Below are 16,200 nucleotides of genomic sequence, written 5' to 3'. Positions count from 1 at the left end.
CTGAAGCGGCGCGGGGCAGGGCGCGTTCGCCGCGGCTTCCCCTCAGTGCGAGGTGGTGCGGTAGCGGGCGCGGAACTCCGCGAGCAGTTCGTCCGTCACCTCGGCGCCCGCGGCCACGGCGGCGTGCACCTCGCGAAAGTACCCCTCGTATCCGGCGGGAGTGTAGAGACACAGGGCCCGTACCGTCCCCGTGCCCGCGTTGCGAAAGCCGTGCGGCGTCCCGCGCACCGCGGACAGCAGGTTCCCCGGCCCTACCGTGACCTCCCCGTCTCCGTTGTGCAGGGTCAACTCGCCGTCCAAGACGTAGAAGTACTCGTCATGCCCAGCGTGTACGTGCGGACGCGCCCCGACGATCCCCGCCCCCAGGGTGAACTCCTCGAAGGCGAAGCGCCCACCCGTGTGTTCGCCGGTCAGCCGGAAGAAGTGCGCCACCCCGGCGACATCGATCAGCTCACCGTCCTCAGGCCGACGCAACAGCGGACGCGGAGCAGGAACCTCTTGTTCGATCATGGCCGCATTCTGGCAGAACGGCCGGATCCCAACCCGTCGTGGCCCCGGTACTCGGCCACGACGGCCCGGACGATCGATATCGAGCTGCGCGCAGAACTGCCGATCCACCATGATTTCCGGATGGTGGTCGAGACGAACCGCAGTGGAAGACAGGGACCGCTGGCGAACCGGGTCGCGGTGGTGACAGGCGTGAGCCGCCGGGCGGGGATCGGCTTCGCCGTAGCGCGCGAGTTGCTCGCCTCCGGGGCGATGGTGGTGGTGCAATCGTGGGCCCGGCATGACGCCGACCAGCCGTGGGGTAGCGATCCCGTGGGTATGGGAGGCGTGCTGGAGGCGCTGGGCGGTGTGGGGAACGATCTGCACCACGTGGAGGCGGACTTCGCCGATCCGGCGGCGCCGGCGTGGGTGATCGAGCAGGCGGTCACCCGGTTCGGACATGTCGATGTGCTGGTTGCCAACCACGCCCGCAGTTCCGAGCAGTCGTTGACCGAAGTGAGCGCGTCGGAGCTCGACCTGGCGTGGGCGGTCAACGCTCGAGCCAGCGTGCTGCTGACCCAGGCGTTCGCCGCTCAGCACGACGATCAGCGTCCCGGTGGCCGGGTGATCCTGTTCACCTCCGGTCAGCACCTGGGCCCGATGCCCGCGGAACTGCCGTATGCGATCAGCAAGGGCGCGATCCACCAGATGACGCTCAGCCTCGCCGACGCGCTCGCCGATCGCGGCATCACGGTCAACTGCGTCAATCCCGGGCCGGTCGACACCGGTTGGGCGAGCCCTGAACTCGCCCGGCAGGTCGCGCATGCTCTGCCGGCGGGCCGATGGGGCAGACCGGAGGAGGCCGCCCGCCTGGTTCGCTGGCTGGTTTCGGATGAAGGCGCCTGGATCTCCGGCCAAGTGATCAACTCTGAGGGCGGATTCCGGCGCTGGGTGAAGTAGTCAGACCGAGAGCAGTGCCAGGCGGTGGGCGGCCGCGGTGGCCTCGCCTCTGGTCGAGACGCGGAGCTTGCCCAGGATGTTGGACACGTGCACGCTCACCGTCTTGGCCGAGATGAACAGCTCGCCGGCGATGTCCCTGTTGGTCCTGCCGAGGGCGACCAGCCGGAGCACCTCCAGCTCGCGCGGGGTGAGCAGCTCGGGAGAAGGGGCGCTCTCCTCCACGAGGGCGATGCCGAGGCGGCGGGACAGGCCCTCGATCTCGGCGATCAGCGGCGCGGCGGGCAGCGCGGTGGCCAGGGGGTAGGCGGCGCGCAGCCGTACGGCGGCGCCTTCCTTGTCGCCGGAGTGGGCGTGCGCGGAGGCGGCCCGCAGCAGTGACTTGGCGTGGGAGTGGGGCCTGCCGAGCCGCTCCCACGCGGCGGAGGCCGCGTCGAAGTCGCCGACGAAGGTGAGCCGGTACGCCTCGGAGACCGGGCCGATGACCGCGAGTGTGGACGCGACCTCGGTGGCCAGGGAGTGGACGACGGCCGCCCTTTCGGGAACCGCGGGGGCGGCGGCGTCGCACACGGTGCGGATGAGGGAAAGCAGCCGCCAGGCCAGGCCCGCCTTGCTCGCCTGGGTGGGCCTGCTGAGCATGCGTTCGGCGACGGCGAGCGCGCTGTGGGGTTCGCCCTTGAGCAGGTGCCAGCCGATGTGCAGGCGGGTGCTGTTGGTGATGTCCTGCATGAAGGTCTCGGGGCGCTCGCTGAGCACGCCGAGCTCGGACAGGATGCCCTCCAGCAGGTCCACTTCGCCTCTGGCCAGCGCGATGTCGGCGCGGCCTCGCATGAGGTGGTAGCGGGTGCTGATGGTGGGGCCGAGGCTGAGCGCGTGCTCGAGGACCTGGACGGCCTCGTCCCACCTGCCCAGCGATTCCAGGCATTCGGCGAGGTTGTTGAGGATGAACGTGCCCGAGGCCCTGACCCTGCCGTACTTCTTGGCCAGCAGCTCGCCCTTGCGGGCCAGTTTGATGGCTTCGGCGGTGCGGCCGAGGTCGTTCAGCGCGTCGATGTTGTTGGCCATCGCGCGCAGGACGAGCCGGCCGGAGCCGACCTGCTCGCCGATGCGCATGGCGCGCAGGTTCGCCTCGAAGGTGCGCTCGATCTCGCCGTCGAGGGAGTAGCCGAGGGCCAGGTTCATGATCAGGTCGCCCTCGTTGACCTGGAGCCCGAGTGCCCTGGCCAGCGCCAGGCCCTCCTCGGCGAGCGCGGTGCCCTCGGCGACCTCGCCGGTGAGCATGAGGTGGCCGCTGAGCTTCACCAGCACGTCGGCGCGGGCGGGGCCGGGCTCGGGGACCAGGCTGAGGGCCTGACGGAACTTCTCCAGCGCCCCCGGCTTGGCCTTGGCCAGTTGGAAGTTGCCCCAGCGGACCAGCAGGGCGGCCACCCGCTCAGGTTCGGCGTGCTCGTCGAGCTGGTCGAGCGCGGCCTTGACGAACTTCACGCCCCTGTCGATGTCGGCGCAGGCGTGGCTGGCCTCGGAGGCGCGTTCGAGGACGGTGGTGTGGTCCACGCCGATGTCGCCGCAGGCTCCCGGCACCTTGTCCCACAGCATGAGGACGCGTTCGAGCAGGGGGATGGCCTCGGTGTAGGCGAACGCCCCGAACGACTTCTGCGCCGCCTCCCACGCCGAGATGAGCGCCCACTGGTCGTCGCGCGCGCCGTACCAGTGGTGGGCGATCTCGACGGCCGCCCTGCCAGGCGGCACCAGGGCGCGGTCGCGGGAGATCTCCTCGGCGTAGCGCGCGTGCAGGCGTTGGTGCTCGCCGGGCAGCAGTTCGTCGTGTACGGCTTCGCGGATCAGCGCGTGCCTGAAGACGTAGGCCCTGTTGTCGGCGATCTGCAGCACGTTGCCCGCGATGGCGGGGCGCAGCGCGGTCTCCAGTTCGATGTCCGACAGCCCGCTGACCGCCGAAAGGAGGGCGTGGCCGACGCGGATGCCGCCCGCGGCGGCGATGCGCAGGACGCGCTGGGTGTCCTCGGGGAGGCGTTCGACCGAGCCGAGGATCAGGTCGGTGAGGGAGTCGGGCACCTCGCCCGCGCCGTTGTCGCACTCCATCAGGGCTTCGACGAACAGCGGGATGCCCTGGCTACGCTGGTAGACGGTCTCGATGCGGGAGTACTGAGGAGTGGCGCCGAGTATGCCGGCCATCTGCTCGGCGACCTCGTCGCGTGAGAGGCGCGGCAGGTCGAGCCGTAGCACGCCCGCCACCCTGCCGAGCTCGGCCAGGACGGGCCTGAGGGGATGCTGGCGGTGCAGGTCGTCCGAGCGATAGGTCAGGACCATGAGCAACTGCGCCTCGCGCAGGTTGCGGCTGAGGAAGGCGATCAGGTCGCGGCTGGACCTGTCGGCCCAGTGGACGTCCTCGATGACCAGGACGACGGGACGCGACTCGGAGAGCCGTTCGAGCAGGGTGAGGAACTGCTCGAAGAGCCTGGCCCTGCCGGTGTCGGTCTCTCCGTCGGCGCTCGGCTCGCCGAATTCGGGCAGCAGCCTGGCCAGGTCGCGCTCCGCGCCGTCAGGCAGCAGCGCGCCGATCCTGGCCGTGCCCATCTCCCTGACGAGCTGGCGCAGCGCGGCGGTGAAAGGTGCGTACGCCAAACCGTCGGTGGACAGCTCGACGCAGCCACCGACCAGCACCTGCGCGCCGTCGTTCGCGGCGCGCTCGGCGAAACTCTGCACCAGTCTGGTCTTGCCGACTCCTGCTTCTCCGCCCAGGAGCACGGCGGTCGCCGCACCCTTGCGGGCCTCGTCGAAGGACTCGGTCAGGACCGACAGCTCTGCGTCCCGTCCCACGAAGACGGGACTTACGGAACGCCCCAACACGTCCTCAAGCATGTCATATGACCCTTGGTGGTTTAGGGGGGTTGAGAGGCCCGGCCGCGAGGGAGGATGCGGCCGGGCTCTCGTGGGGTGGTCATGACTTGCGGAGCTTGCCGAAGACCGAGCGGTGGCGACGCTCGGTCTCGCCGGACTTCTGGGCCTCCCGTACTCGACGGTGGGTGGCGGCCGCCTGGCGGAGCTCTCGCGCGTGGGACTGGATGAGCTGGTACTCAATTTCCGGGTTCATTGCTGATTTCTCCTGTTCATTGCTGACATGTTCAAGATTCGTCCTAAGGCCCACCCCTTCACATCGGTCGGATGCCTTATCTCTGCCGAACCTTCGGCTTAGGACTACCTAGGACACGCCTGAACACCGCCTTAGACAGGCCACCATGGTGCGGCGTGAAGCTATGGACGATCATCGCGACGGCCGGCGCGCTACTCGTCGCGGGCGCTCCCGTCGCAGCTCAGGACCGGGAATGGCACGTCTCGGCCGCGGCTGAGGCGAGCATTTGGGGTGGCCTCGGCGCGGTAGGGGCCACCGGCCAGGACGACGCGTGGGTCGTCCGCTCGGGGTTGCCGCTCATGCGGTGGAACGGCGTGGCATGGCGGGACGAGACGGATCCGGCGGTGCCGTACCTGGTGACGGCCGCGGGACCCGGGATGAGCTGGAGGTTCGCCGAGAACCCCGACCAGATCGAGGTCCACCGTCTCGCGGCAGGGAAGTGGAGCAGCCTGCCGATCGTCGTGGAGTCCGCGCACGTGACGGCGGCCGCGACCACCGGTCCCGACGACTGCTGGGCGGCGGGGCTGCGGTTCGGGCCGCACGGCATGTCGGACGTGCTCTGGCACTGGTCCGGTACGGCATGGCGGACGGTGGCCGCGCCGTACCCGATCAGCGACTTCGCCGCCGTGTCCGCGCAGCAGGTGTGGGCGCTGAGCAGCCCGGGCGAGGACAAGCTCGGCTACGACGGCGAGCGCGCCGCCTCGATCCTGCGGTGGAACGGCAGGGAGTGGACGAGCACGCCGCTTCCCCCTATAGAGCTGCCCGAGGGCGGCTACCTGGAGCTCAACGACATCGCCATGCCGTACAGGAACCTGGGGTACGCGGTCGGGGCGATCACGGTGGGCGGCCTGCCTCGCGAGGCGGTCGTGCTGCGCTGGGACGGCACGTCATGGCAGCGGCTCGACCACCGCACGCCCTCGACCGCGTACACCTACGTCGCCACGGACGGAGGAAGCGGGCTGTGGCTGGGCGCGGCGCGGCCGCGGCAGCCGGACGCGCTCGTCCGTTTCGTCGACGGCACGTGGTCGGAGGTCCCCGTGACCCCGCAGGGCACGACACGCGCGGAGATCAGAGGGCTGACCAACGTGCCGGGCTCCACGCGGATGTGGGCGACGGTCGAGGCGAGCGCCCCCACGGGGGTACGGCAATTGGTGCTGACCTATCAATGAACATTCCGGCAGGTCCGGTTTGGAACTACCCGTCCCGGTCGGCGATGCTGTGATGGTGTCAACTGTGACTACCTCGCTCGTGGACGTGGCCTCCTCCGATGCCACGCTGCGAGCCTTCCTGCACGGCCTGCCCGGTGTCGACCGGGTGGGCGCGGACCAGCGGGCTGCGATGCTCTCCACCCGCTCCATCAAGACGACCGCCAAGGCGGAGGCCATCGACCTGGCCATCTCCATGGTCGACCTGACCACCCTGGAGGGCGCCGACACCGCCGGCAAGGTCAGGGCGATGTGCGCCAAGGCGATGTACACCGCCGCGGGAGCGCCGAGGGTGGCCGCGGTCTGCGTCTACCCCGACCTGGTGCCGGTGGCGGTCGAGGCGCTGGGCGGTTCGGGGGTGAAGGTCGCCTCGGTGGCCACCGCGTTCCCCAGCGGCCGTTCCTCGCTCGAGGTGAAGGTGAGCGACACCGCGCTGGCCGTCGCCGCGGGCGCGGACGAGATCGACATGGTGATCGACAGGGGCGCGTTCCTGTCCGGCGGCTACATGAAGGTGTTCGAGGAGATCGTCGCGGTGAAGGCCGCCTGCGGCGACGCCCACCTCAAGGTGATCCTGGAGACGGGCGAGCTGGCGACCTACGACAACGTACGGCGGGCCTCGTGGCTGGCCATGATCGCCGGGGCCGACTTCATCAAGACCTCCACCGGCAAGGTCGCCCCCGCGGCCACGCTCCCGGTGACGCTGGTCATGCTCGAGGCCGTGCGCGACTTCCGCGCGCGGACGGGCCGGCAGGTAGGCGTGAAGCCCGCCGGCGGGATCCGCACGACCAAGGACGCGATCAAGAACCTCGTGCTGGTCAACGAGACCGTCGGCGAGGACTGGCTGAACCCCGACTGGTTCAGGCTGGGCGCCTCCTCGCTGCTGAACGACCTGCTGATGCAGCGGCAGAAGCTCGCCACAGGCCGGTATGCCGGTCCCGACTACTTCACCCTGGACTGATCACGATGGTGTTCGAGTACGCCCCCGCACCCGAGTCGCGTGACGTCGTCGACATCAAGGCGTCGTACGGGCTGTTCATCAACGGCGAGTTCGTGGACGGCACGGGTCCCGCGTTCAAGACGGTCAACCCGGCCACCGAGGAGACGCTGGCCGAGATCGCCTCGGCCTCCTCCGACGATGTGGACCGAGCGGTGCAGGCGGCCCGCAAGGCGTTCGGCGTCTGGTCGTCGCTGCCGGGCTCCGAGCGCGCCAAGTACCTGTTCAGGATCGCCAGGATCATCCAGGAGCGGGCCCGCGAGCTGGCCGTCCTGGAGTCGCTCGACAACGGCAAGCCGATCCGCGAGTCGCGGGACGTCGACGTGCCGCTCGTCGCCGCGCACTTCTTCTACTACGCCGGCTGGGCCGACAAGCTCGCCTACGCGGGCTTCGGCGACAAGCCGCTGGGCGTGGCGGGCCAGGTCATCCCGTGGAACTTCCCGCTGCTGATGCTGGCCTGGAAGATCGCTCCCGCGCTGGCGTGCGGCAACACGGTCGTCCTCAAACCCGCCGAGACCACGCCGCTGAGCGCGCTGCTGTTCGCCGAGATCTGCCAGCAGGCCGAGCTGCCGCCGGGCGTCGTCAACATCGTCACAGGCGCGGGCGAGACCGGCGCCGCCGTCGTCGCGCACCCCGACGTGAACAAGGTCGCCTTCACCGGCTCGACCGAGGTGGGCAGGATCATCGCCCGTACGGTGGCCGGCACGTCCAAGAAGCTCACGCTGGAGCTCGGCGGCAAGGCCGCCAACATCGTCTTCGACGACGCCGCGATCGACCAGGCGGTCGAGGGCATCGTCAACGGCATCTTCTTCAACCAGGGACACGTGTGCTGCGCCGGATCCCGGCTGCTGGTGCAGGAGTCGGTGCAGGACGAACTACTCGACTCGCTCAAGCGCCGGCTGTCCACGCTCCGCCTCGGCGACCCGCTGGACAAGAACACCGACATCGGGGCGATCAACTCCGCCGAGCAGCTCGCCAAGATCAAAGAACTGTCCCAGGCAGGGGAGTCGGAGGGCGCCGAGCGCTGGTCGCCCGCCTGCCCGCTGCCCGACAAGGGCTTCTGGTTCCCCCCGACGATCTTCACGGGTGTGGCGCAGTCGCACCGCGTCGCGCGCGAGGAGATCTTCGGCCCCGTGCTGTCGGTGCTGACGTTCCGCACCCCCGCCGAAGCGGTCGAGAAGGCGAACAACACGCCCTACGGCCTCTCCGCGGGCGTGTGGACGGAGAAGGGGTCGCGCATCCTGTGGATGGCCGACCGGCTGCGAGCCGGCGTCGTCTGGGCCAACACCTTCAACAAGTTCGACCCGACCTCGCCCTTCGGCGGCTACAAGGAGTCGGGATACGGCCGTGAAGGCGGTCTCGCGGGTCTGGAGGCCTACCTTGCTGTGTGATCATCGCCTGCGGCGCAGGCGGGCCAGGCGCGCCCACGCCACTCGCGGACACGCCTACGCCCGCGCGGGCCGCCCCTTGCGGACCGGCTGGTTCGCCCACCGCTGCGGAGTCAGCCGCTGCGGCCAGATCTTCGTTCCCGTACGGCCGGCGGAGGAGAAGCGATGAGCAGGCTGACCGTTCGCAAGACCTACAAGCTGTTCATCGGCGGGGCGTTCCCGCGTTCCGAGAGCGGGAGGTCGTACGTCGTGACGTCCCCGAAGGGCGACTTCCTGGCCAACGCGTCCAGGGCCTCGCGCAAGGACGCGCGCGACGCCGTGACGGCCGCGCGCAAGGCGTTCCCCGGATGGTCGTCGGCCACGCCGTACAACAGGGGGCAGATCCTCTACCGCGTCGCCGAGATGCTGGAAGGCCGCCGCGCCCAGTTCGTCGAGGAGATCGGCGGGGGTAAGAAGGCGGCGCTCGAGCAGGTGGACGCGGCCGTCGACCGGCTGGTCTGGTACGCGGGCTGGTCCGACAAGATCGCCTCGGTGCGGGGGTCGGCCAACCCCGTGGCAGGGCCGTACTTCAACCTGTCCTCGCCCGAGCCGACCGGCGTGGTCGCGGTGATCGCGCCCGCCGACCCGCTGCTCGGGCTGGTCTCGGTCGTCGCGCCGGCCATCGTCACGGGCAACACGTGCGTGGTGGTGGCCTCGGAGAGCTCGCCGCTGGCTTCGATCACGCTGGCCGAGGTGCTGGCCACGTCCGACCTGCCCGGCGGGGTGGTCAACGTCCTCACCGGGCGGCAGGCGGAGATCGCGCCCTGGCTGGCGGCCCACATGGACGTCAACGGGCTCGACCTGACCGGAGTGACGGACGCGGACCTGGCGCTGCGGTGCGAGCAGGAGGCGGCGGAGAACCTCAAGCGGGTGCTCAGGCCTGCTGAGGGCGACTGGGGCGCGGACCCTGGTATCGGACGGATGACGGCGTTCCTGGAGACCAAGACGGTGTGGCACCCGGCGGGCGTCTAAGAGCATCGTCCCTCTTCCCAGGGGGCTCCCGCCCCCTTCCCGCGCCCGTTGACCACACGGATTCGGCCGGTGACGTACGAGTGTCACCGGCCTGCCCGCTCTTACGCGCTGGTGCGTGATGGCGATCGTCCGCGCGGACATCCGGTCTGCCTGAGCGTCAGGTCGAGTTGACCGACCGTCGAGCGGTAGGCAGAGCCGATCTTCGGTTACGCATCCAGATGCCCGACGGAGGCGATGTCCACCACCAGTTGCCCGTTCAGGGTGGTGATCGCGCAAGGCGGTACTCCGTTGTCCGCAAGGTCGCCGGGTCTTGGCGGCTAGAAGGTGTAGGTGCGGGTGATCGCGAGGAGGTCGCCGTCCTCGCGGGTGGCCGCCACCAGGTCCGGCGGCCGAGGGACGAAGCCGGGCACCGCGGACAGGCCGTCCGTCTCGGCGATCGCGGTGAGGCGGATGCGGCTCGCGCCCGGCACCCGCAGCGTGATCTGAGCGCCCCGCGCGGGGATCCCACGGAAGCGGATCTCGGCGGGCCAGGTGTTGACCCGCGTGCCCGTGACGGGGACGGTCACCTGGCCGATCCCGCCGGTCGCCGCGGTCGCCGCGGTCGCCGCGGTCGCCTCGGTGATCGGCTGATCGACCCGCAGCGTCACCGAACGTGCGCCCTGCCCGGCGGTCACGCGCAGCTTGATCGTGTCCGCGTCGCGCGCCAGCATGGCGACCCTGGGGCCGTCGGCCTTGATCGACGGCGCGGTGCCGGTCCACAGCGTGCCCCGCGCGTATCCCTCCGGCAGCCCTGTGACGTCGTGGCCGGACACGTACCGCCTGGTCCACTCGCCAGGATCGGCGTCAGCGCTGACCCATCGGGCGGCCCGGGTGTCGGCGTCCATGACGTACGCCAGGTGCGTGCGCCGCGGATGGTCCGCGTCGAACGTGTCCGTCGCCAGTCCGGCGCCGACCAGCGCCATCGCGAGCCCCACGGCCACCAGGGGCACGGCGAACACGGCGCCGCGGCCGGGCCTGCGGCCTGGCTCGGGCAGGAACAGCTCCGCGATCGGCAGCGCGGTCAGCCCGAACAGCGCCAGCACCAGCGCGCTCGCCCCGCCGAGCGCGAGCCCCATCCCGTCGAAGGCGTTCCTGGCCAGGGCGGGCAGCAGCGTCGCGGCCATCACCGTGCCCAGCGTCGTCGCCGCGACCCGCGCCCAGGCAGGTCCGGGAAGCACGAGAACGGCCAGCCCGCCGAGCGCGCAGAACAGCGCGGGCAGGGTGAACATGTAGGACATCCCGGGCGCGACCTGCGCGCACAGCACACCGAGCCCGGCAGGCCACACCAGCGCGCCGACGCCCAGCGCCGCGGGCCCGAGCCTGCGCCGCAGCGGCAGGTACCAGCCCAGCAGCGCCAGCCCGGACAGGACCGCGATGGCCGCCTGGAACCCCTGCGGGCGGTGCAGCAGCCCGCCCATCCCGTCGTACGCGGGCCGCCAGGCCACCAGCACCTCCCACAGCCCCTGTGCCAGAACCACCGACACCACCAGCGGCACGACGGCCGACACGGCGCCGATGAGCAGCCGGGGAACGCTCACCAGCCGCCTCCTGCGCGCGACCAGAGCCAGCCCCAGCAGCGCGAGCACGGCCAGCAGCGCCAGCGGCCAGACGAGCGCAACAGGGTAGGTGACCATGATTCCGAAGATCCGGAAGTACGTGACGTCATGGTCGGAGGCCAGCGCGGGCAGATCGGCGCCGCCGAGGGCGCGGGCCAGCGCCAGCATGTTCTCGCCGTGATGTTGCAGGCTGCCGCGATCGAGGTTGGCGATGGAGTCGCCGGCCGTGTGGTAGTACGAGGAGCGCTCGATATAGGCGAAGTTCAGGCCGGTGAATCCGGCCTTCGTCAGCGGGGTGAAGTCGGTGTTGTTCGGCAGCAGCCGGTACAGCTCGCCCATGGAGGAGTCGCCGCGCGGATGCGGCACGCCGTTCACGAACGTCTCGACCAGCCCGGCGTTGTCCCTGGAGGTCTGGAACATCAGCGAGGGGCCGCCGACCCCGCGGGCCTCCCAGTTCAGCAGCACGCCGCCCTTACGGCCCAGCGGGTGTTGGCGCACGAACGCCTCGGCGCCCAGCACGCCGTCCTCCTCGCCGTCCGACATCAGCAGGACGATGTCGTTGCGCAGGCCCTCGCCGCCGCCCGCCTGTAGCGCCCTGACGGTCTCCACCATCGCCGCGACCGCCGCCCCGTCGTCGGATGCGCCGGGACCCATGGCCGCGGAGTCGTAGTGCGCGGCGATCAGCACCGTGCCGGTCGAGTCCGTGCCGGGCAGGGTGGCCACGATGTTGTCCACCCGCCCGAACGTGGCCAGCCCCCTCGACGCCCACGCCCCGACGGAACGCTGGATCTCGACCGTGAGTCCCGCGGCACGCAGCTGTCCTGCCAAATAGTCCCTGGCACGGTCGCCGGCGGGGCTGCCGAGCGGGCGCGGCACGGTGGCGAACTTCTCGAGGTGGACCAGGGCCCGCTCGGCGCTGAACTCCTGGCTCGGCGCGGAGGCCGGGCGCGGCTGCGGCGTACTGTCCGTCATGGCGGTCAGCATGATCACCACGGCGAGCGCGAGCAGGGCGGACACCCCTGCCGCCACTCGGCGCGGGACGTCGAACAACTTTCCCATCATGGGGAGAAACGCTAGATTTCGCCGCTCGGCCGCCGTAATGATGCGCGTACCCGGAAATACCTGCGGTTTTCCGCAGGTTCGGGCGCAGTCCGGGTGATCTTCAGTCCGCCGCCATCCCAGGAACGCGGCCGTGTCGTCGAAGTCATCCCTTTCTCAGATTCTTTGCGCGCTCCGCTACCAGCTCGAGGAACTCGGCTCCGGAACTGGCGAACTTCACGGTGCCCTTCCTCGGATCGGTCGCCACGAAGTACAGCCAGGACCCGGTGGCGGGCCGCAGCGCGGCCTCGATGGCGTCGGCCCCCGGGTTGCCGATGGGGCCGGGCGGCAGCCCCGCATGGGTGTAGGTGTTGTACGGCGAAGACGTTCTGAGGTCCTCATTCGAGGCCGCCCTGCCGAACTTGCCCGCGCCGTACAGGACCGTGCCGTCCAACTGCAGCTTCATCCGGGGTGTCCGGTTCAGCCGGTTGTAGATGACCCGCGCGACCTTCGGCATGTCGCGCTTGTCGTACGTCTCGGCCTCGATGATGCTCGCGACGGTCACGACCTCCAGCGGCGTACGGTGAAGTCGCCTGGCCCCCTCCACCAGCCCGCTGTCCTCGGCGGCGCGCTCGAAGCGGGTCACCATCGACGCGAGGATCCCGCTCGGGCTCGACGAGGGCGGCACCTCGTAGGTCCCTGGGAAGGCGAACCCCTCCAGCCTGCCCTTGGCGTACGTGGGGAGGCCGAGCGCCTCGCCGTCCTCGGCCGCGCGCCTGAACTCCCTCACGGGCTTGCCGGTGACGGCCGACAGCTGCTCGAAGATCTGCGAGAGCCGTAGCCCTTGCTTCACGGTCAGGGTGGGCGGCCGCAGGCGATCGGGGCTCGGACGCGAGCTCTGTCCCGTGGGGTTCCCCGGTCCTCGGGAGGACAGGCCCTGGACCGCGAGCGCGGATCCGGCCGCCAGTACGGCGACGGCCGCCGCCGCAGCCGTGGCCAGAACGAGCCCTCGGCGCGGTCGGCGCCCCCGGGCCTGGAGGAAGCGGCCCGGCGGGGGCGGCTGCTCCTCCACGGCCATGTCGGACAGGGTCTCGCGCAGCAGGTCCTCGATGTTCATCCGAACTCCTTCACGGCGTTGAGCTCAGGCGCGGCCTTCTTCAGACGCTCCAGCGAGCGGTAGATCTGACTGCGTACGGAACCCACACCGATCCCGAGCAGTCCCGCGATCTCGGTTTCCGACAGGTCCTCGAAGTAGCGCAGCACGAGCACGGTCCGCTGCCTGGGCGTCAGCCGGGCGAGCGCCGCGCGCATCACCAGGCGCAGGTCCGCGGCCTCCGCGTGCCCGTCGCCGACCTGGTCGGGCAGCCATGCGGCCGACACTTCCGCGACCCGGGAACGGCGCCGCCACCAGCTCACGCGCTCGTGGTACATGACGCGGCGGACGTAACCCTCGATCGCCGCGGGGTCGCGAAGACCGCGCCACCTGGCGGCCGTCTTCGTCAGCGCCGACTGCACGAGGTCCTCGGCGGCGTGCCGGTCGCCGGTCAGCAGGTACGCGGTACGGAACAGCGCCTCCGACCGATCGATGACGAACTGACGGAAGTCCGCCTCGAATCCTGGATCCACCTGTCCTCCTCGCGATGTCACCAAGCAAGGACGCAGGCGCCGCGTCGATCTATGCCAACGCGCCCGAAGTGGCCGACCCTGCCCATGGCGCTCCGCTCTGGGGTGATCGGCCGAGGGATCGAAGGCTCGGCCGCGCATCCGATCCTCTTGTGAGCTATCGTAGTGATATCACTTCGATACCAAGGGGATGTGCATGGAGAGAAGAGCTTTCCGGCTGAACGGTTTCCTCGTCCTCGCCGTGCTGATCGGGCTCGGCGTCCTGGCCGCCATCGTCGGCCTGGGAAGGGGCGAAGCCGCGACGGCCGTCCTCGCGATCGCGTGGGCCGTGGTGGCGATCGTCGTCCTGACCGGACTGACCGTGATCAACCCCAACGAGGCCAAGGTCGTCCAGTTCCTCGGGCGCTACGTCGGCTCGATCGCCGACGCGGGGTTCCAGTGGGTGCTGCCCTTCACCAGCAAGCGTAAGATCACGCTCAGGGTGCGCAACTTCGAGACGGCCAAGCTCAAGGTCAACGACGCCGACGGCAACCCGGTGGAGATCGCCGCGGTGGTCGTCTACAAGGTCGTGGAGACGGCGAGGGCGACGTTCTCCGTCGACGACTACGAGGAGTACGTCGCGATCCAGTCGGAGGCCGCGGTGCGGCACCTGGCCACCACGCACCCGTACGACTCGCACGAGCCCGCCCGCACCAGCCTGCGCGACGGCGCGGAGGTGGCCACCGAGCTGACGACGGAGCTGCGTGAGCGGACCGAGCTGGCGGGTGTCGAGGTGCTGGAGGCCCGCATCACCCACCTCGCCTACGCGCCGGAGATCGCCCAGGCCATGCTCGTGCGGCAGCAGGCCGCCCAGGTCGTCGCCGCCCGGACGCGGATCGTCGAGGGCGCGGTCGGCATGGTCCACCTCGCGCTCGACAGGCTGGCCGCCGAGGGCGTCGTCGACCTGGACGAGGAGCGCAAGGCGCAGATGGTGTCCAACCTCCTGGTCGTCCTCTGCGGCGACCGGGCGATCCAGCCGGTGGTGAACACCGGCAGCCTGTATGCCTGACACGGACGACGAGCAGGGCCCGGCGACGCGGGGCGCGCGAGCGTCCGAGCGGAAGAAGCTCCTGCTCCGTCTCGACCCCGCGGTCCACGAGGCGATCGCCAAGTGGGCCGCGGACGACCTGCGGAGCATCAACGCGCAGATCGAGTACGCCCTGCGCCTCGCTCTGAAGCAGGCAGGAAGGGAGCCTCGGTCGTGATCTCGCTCCGGCTCCCGCCGGTGACGTGAGCCGGAGCGCGGGCGTCGGCGCGTAGTAACCGGGCGCTGCCTCTGGTGAAGGCGTTCCGCTGAGGACAGAATCGGTGCATGGTGTGGGCAGGCAGGTCCGCGATCGAGATCGCGGCGGCCGTACGCCAGGGGGAGGCATCGGCCGTCGCGGTCGTCGAGGAGCACCTCCACGCGATCGCCGAACGCGATGTCGAGATCGGCGCGTTCAGACTCGTCAGGGAGCAGGCGGTCGACGAGGCGCGGGCCGTGCAGAAGAGAACGGATCTGAGCGGGCTGCCGCTGGCGGGGGTGCCCGTCGCGGTGAAGGACAACCTGGCGGTCGCAGGAGAGAGCACGCGCAACGGGTCGAAGGCGACGTCGGCGGCGCCCGCCAGGGAGGACCACCCGGCGGTGGTGCGGCTGCGGGCGGCGGGCGCGGTGGTGGTCGGGCTGACGAACGTGCCGGGCGGGAGCGCGGCGGCGGTGGCGGCGGGGATGGTGCCCGTCGCGCTCGGGAACGACGGCCTCGGTTCGCTCAGGATCCCGGCGGCCGGTTGCGGGGTGCTCGCGCTGAAGCCGGGCCCTGGGGTGGTGCCTGCGCCCACGCATGACTGGCGAGGAATGTCGGAGAACGGACCGTTGGCGCGATCGGCGGCCGACCTGGCGCTGACGCTCTCGGTGCTGGCGGGCGAGCCGGGTTTCGCCATGGCGTGGAAGGAATGGCAACCCGCGCACCTGGTCGAGGACGACGAGGATGACGACGACGAGGACTGGCTGCTCAGGCCGCCCCGCGCCCTCGAACCAGGGCAGGCGGGCCTGCGCGTCGCCTACGCCCCGCAGCCGCTCCCGAAAGGGTTCGGGATGGACGGCGAGTTCGCCAAGGCGGTCGTCTCCGCCGCCGCACGGCTGCGCGAAGCGGGACACACCGTCGTCGAGCACCCGACGAGACTGCCCGCGACGCTCGGCCCCGCGGCGGTGGCGACGTGGCTGGCGTGCGCCGCGGACGAGGCCGCCCACGTCGACCGGCGCCTCATGGGGCGTCGCACTCGCGCCCTCGCCCGCGCGGGCCGTGTCCTCGGCAGGCTCGGCCTGGACGGTCGCAGGGTCCGCGACCGCTGGCGCGACTACGGCGCCGACCAGTGGTTAGGCAACGCCGACGTGCTGCTCACCCCGACCCTCGCGACGCTGCCGCCGCCGGCGAGCGGCTGGGGTTCGCGCGGGCTGCTTCGCGACGTCCTGGCGAGTGCCGCCACCGCCCCGTGGAACCTCGCGGGCTGGCCCGCCCTGTCGCTGCCCTTCGGCAGCCACTCCAGCGGGCTGCCCATCGGCCTCCAGCTGATCTCCCCGCCCGCCGGCGAGCCGCACCTGCTGCTGCTCGCCGCCCAGCTCACCACTCCTTCCACCCCTTCCACCCCTTCCACCCCTTCCACCCCTTCCACCCCTTCCACCCCTTCCACCCCTTCCACCCCTTCCACCCCTTCCACCCCTTCCACCCCTTCC

General features: G+C 70.7%; 13 protein-coding genes and 1 pseudogene. 8 read left to right on the top strand and 6 right to left on the bottom strand.

Features of this window, described 5'->3' with window-relative positions:
• Positions 1-42: 42 nt before the first annotated feature.
• On the bottom strand, positions 43-510 hold the full coding sequence (locus AB0B45_RS41555) for a cupin domain-containing protein (RefSeq protein ID WP_358142870.1): 468 nt from the start codon (positions 508-510) through the stop codon (positions 43-45).
• Between AB0B45_RS41555 and AB0B45_RS41550 the strand changes: the two genes are divergently transcribed.
• The gene (locus AB0B45_RS41550; RefSeq protein WP_358142868.1) at positions 499-1,446 is read left to right on the top strand and encodes an SDR family oxidoreductase; all 948 of its coding nucleotides are present in this window, start codon (positions 499-501) and stop codon (positions 1,444-1,446) included. The two genes, AB0B45_RS41555 and AB0B45_RS41550, sit on opposite strands and share 12 nt — an antisense overlap.
• Here the strand turns inward: AB0B45_RS41550 and AB0B45_RS41545 are convergent, their stop codons facing one another.
• Together AB0B45_RS41545 and AB0B45_RS41540 are read right to left on the bottom strand one after the other, a co-directional pair.
• On the bottom strand, positions 1,447-4,281 hold the full coding sequence (locus AB0B45_RS41545; RefSeq protein ID WP_358142866.1) for an AAA family ATPase: 2,835 nt from the start codon (positions 4,279-4,281) through the stop codon (positions 1,447-1,449).
• A 121-nt stretch (positions 4,282-4,402) separates the two neighbouring features.
• Positions 4,403-4,555 carry a hypothetical protein gene (locus tag AB0B45_RS41540; protein ID WP_358142864.1) on the bottom strand — a complete coding sequence of 51 codons (153 nt, stop codon included), beginning with the start codon at positions 4,553-4,555 and terminating at the stop codon, positions 4,403-4,405.
• Positions 4,556-4,710: 155 nt separating this feature from the next.
• Here AB0B45_RS41540 and AB0B45_RS41535 point away from each other — a divergent pair, with 155 nt between their 5' ends.
• The 4 genes from AB0B45_RS41535 (at position 4,711) to AB0B45_RS41520 (ending at position 9,192) form a co-directional block, all read left to right on the top strand.
• Positions 4,711-5,763, top strand: a complete 1,053-nt coding sequence (locus tag AB0B45_RS41535; protein ID WP_358142862.1) for a hypothetical protein — start codon at positions 4,711-4,713, stop codon at positions 5,761-5,763.
• Between the two features lie 64 nt (positions 5,764-5,827).
• Positions 5,828-6,757, top strand: a complete 930-nt coding sequence (gene deoC, locus AB0B45_RS41530) for a deoxyribose-phosphate aldolase (RefSeq protein WP_358142860.1) — start codon at positions 5,828-5,830, stop codon at positions 6,755-6,757.
• A gap of 5 nt (positions 6,758-6,762) precedes the next feature.
• Positions 6,763-8,184, top strand: coding sequence for an aldehyde dehydrogenase family protein (locus AB0B45_RS41525; protein ID WP_358142858.1), 1,422 nt, complete (start codon positions 6,763-6,765; stop codon positions 8,182-8,184).
• A gap of 162 nt (positions 8,185-8,346) precedes the next feature.
• A complete protein-coding gene (locus tag AB0B45_RS41520) occupies positions 8,347-9,192 on the top strand; it encodes an aldehyde dehydrogenase family protein (protein WP_358142856.1) in 846 nt (281 codons plus the stop codon).
• Positions 9,193-9,509: 317 nt separating this feature from the next.
• Here AB0B45_RS41520 and AB0B45_RS41515 read toward each other — a convergent pair whose 3' ends face one another.
• The 3 genes from AB0B45_RS41515 to AB0B45_RS41505 all read right to left on the bottom strand — a co-directional run bounded on the left by AB0B45_RS41515 (position 9,510) and on the right by AB0B45_RS41505 (position 13,451).
• Positions 9,510-11,849 carry a M28 family peptidase gene (locus AB0B45_RS41515; protein WP_358142854.1) on the bottom strand — a complete coding sequence of 780 codons (2,340 nt, stop codon included), beginning with the start codon at positions 11,847-11,849 and terminating at the stop codon, positions 9,510-9,512.
• A 142-nt stretch (positions 11,850-11,991) separates the two neighbouring features.
• A complete protein-coding gene (gene mltG / locus AB0B45_RS41510) occupies positions 11,992-12,942 on the bottom strand; it encodes an endolytic transglycosylase MltG (protein ID WP_358142852.1) in 951 nt (316 codons plus the stop codon).
• Complete coding sequence (locus tag AB0B45_RS41505) at positions 12,939-13,451, bottom strand: SigE family RNA polymerase sigma factor (protein WP_358142850.1); 513 nt, start codon at positions 13,449-13,451, stop codon at positions 12,939-12,941. The genes mltG and AB0B45_RS41505 overlap by 4 nt, the downstream gene beginning before the upstream one ends.
• A gap of 193 nt (positions 13,452-13,644) precedes the next feature.
• Between AB0B45_RS41505 and AB0B45_RS41500 the strand changes: the two genes are divergently transcribed.
• From AB0B45_RS41500 to AB0B45_RS41490, 3 genes and pseudogenes are all read left to right on the top strand, one after another.
• A complete protein-coding gene (locus tag AB0B45_RS41500; protein WP_358142848.1) occupies positions 13,645-14,496 on the top strand; it encodes an SPFH domain-containing protein in 852 nt (283 codons plus the stop codon).
• Positions 14,489-14,689, top strand: a pseudogene (locus AB0B45_RS41495) (toxin-antitoxin system HicB family antitoxin); the annotation flags it as partial. The gene AB0B45_RS41500 and the pseudogene AB0B45_RS41495, both read left to right, overlap by 8 nt.
• Positions 14,690-14,799: 110 nt before the next feature.
• Positions 14,800-16,200: amidase (locus tag AB0B45_RS41490; protein WP_358142846.1), on the top strand; the 1,401-nt coding region annotated here is incomplete at its 3' end.

The sequence above is a fragment of the Nonomuraea sp. NPDC049152 genome, from assembly GCF_040648355.1.
Lineage (GTDB): Bacteria > Actinomycetota > Actinomycetes > Streptosporangiales > Streptosporangiaceae > Nonomuraea.
This window is presented reverse-complemented; position numbering and strand designations above follow the sequence as displayed.

Coding starts and splice junctions, on each gene's coding strand:
- AB0B45_RS41555 (WP_358142870.1), bottom strand. CDS start 510: ATGATCGAACAAGAGGTTCCTGCTCCGCGTCCGCTGTTGCGTCGGCCT.
- AB0B45_RS41540 (WP_358142864.1), bottom strand. CDS start 4,555: ATGAACCCGGAAATTGAGTACCAGCTCATCCAGTCCCACGCGCGAGAG.
- AB0B45_RS41525 (WP_358142858.1), top strand. CDS start 6,763: ATGGTGTTCGAGTACGCCCCCGCACCCGAGTCGCGTGACGTCGTCGAC.
- AB0B45_RS41520 (WP_358142856.1), top strand. CDS start 8,347: ATGAGCAGGCTGACCGTTCGCAAGACCTACAAGCTGTTCATCGGCGGG.
- AB0B45_RS41515 (WP_358142854.1), bottom strand. CDS start 11,849: ATGATGGGAAAGTTGTTCGACGTCCCGCGCCGAGTGGCGGCAGGGGTG.
- mltG (WP_358142852.1), bottom strand. CDS start 12,942: ATGAACATCGAGGACCTGCTGCGCGAGACCCTGTCCGACATGGCCGTG.
- AB0B45_RS41500 (WP_358142848.1), top strand. CDS start 13,645: ATGGAGAGAAGAGCTTTCCGGCTGAACGGTTTCCTCGTCCTCGCCGTG.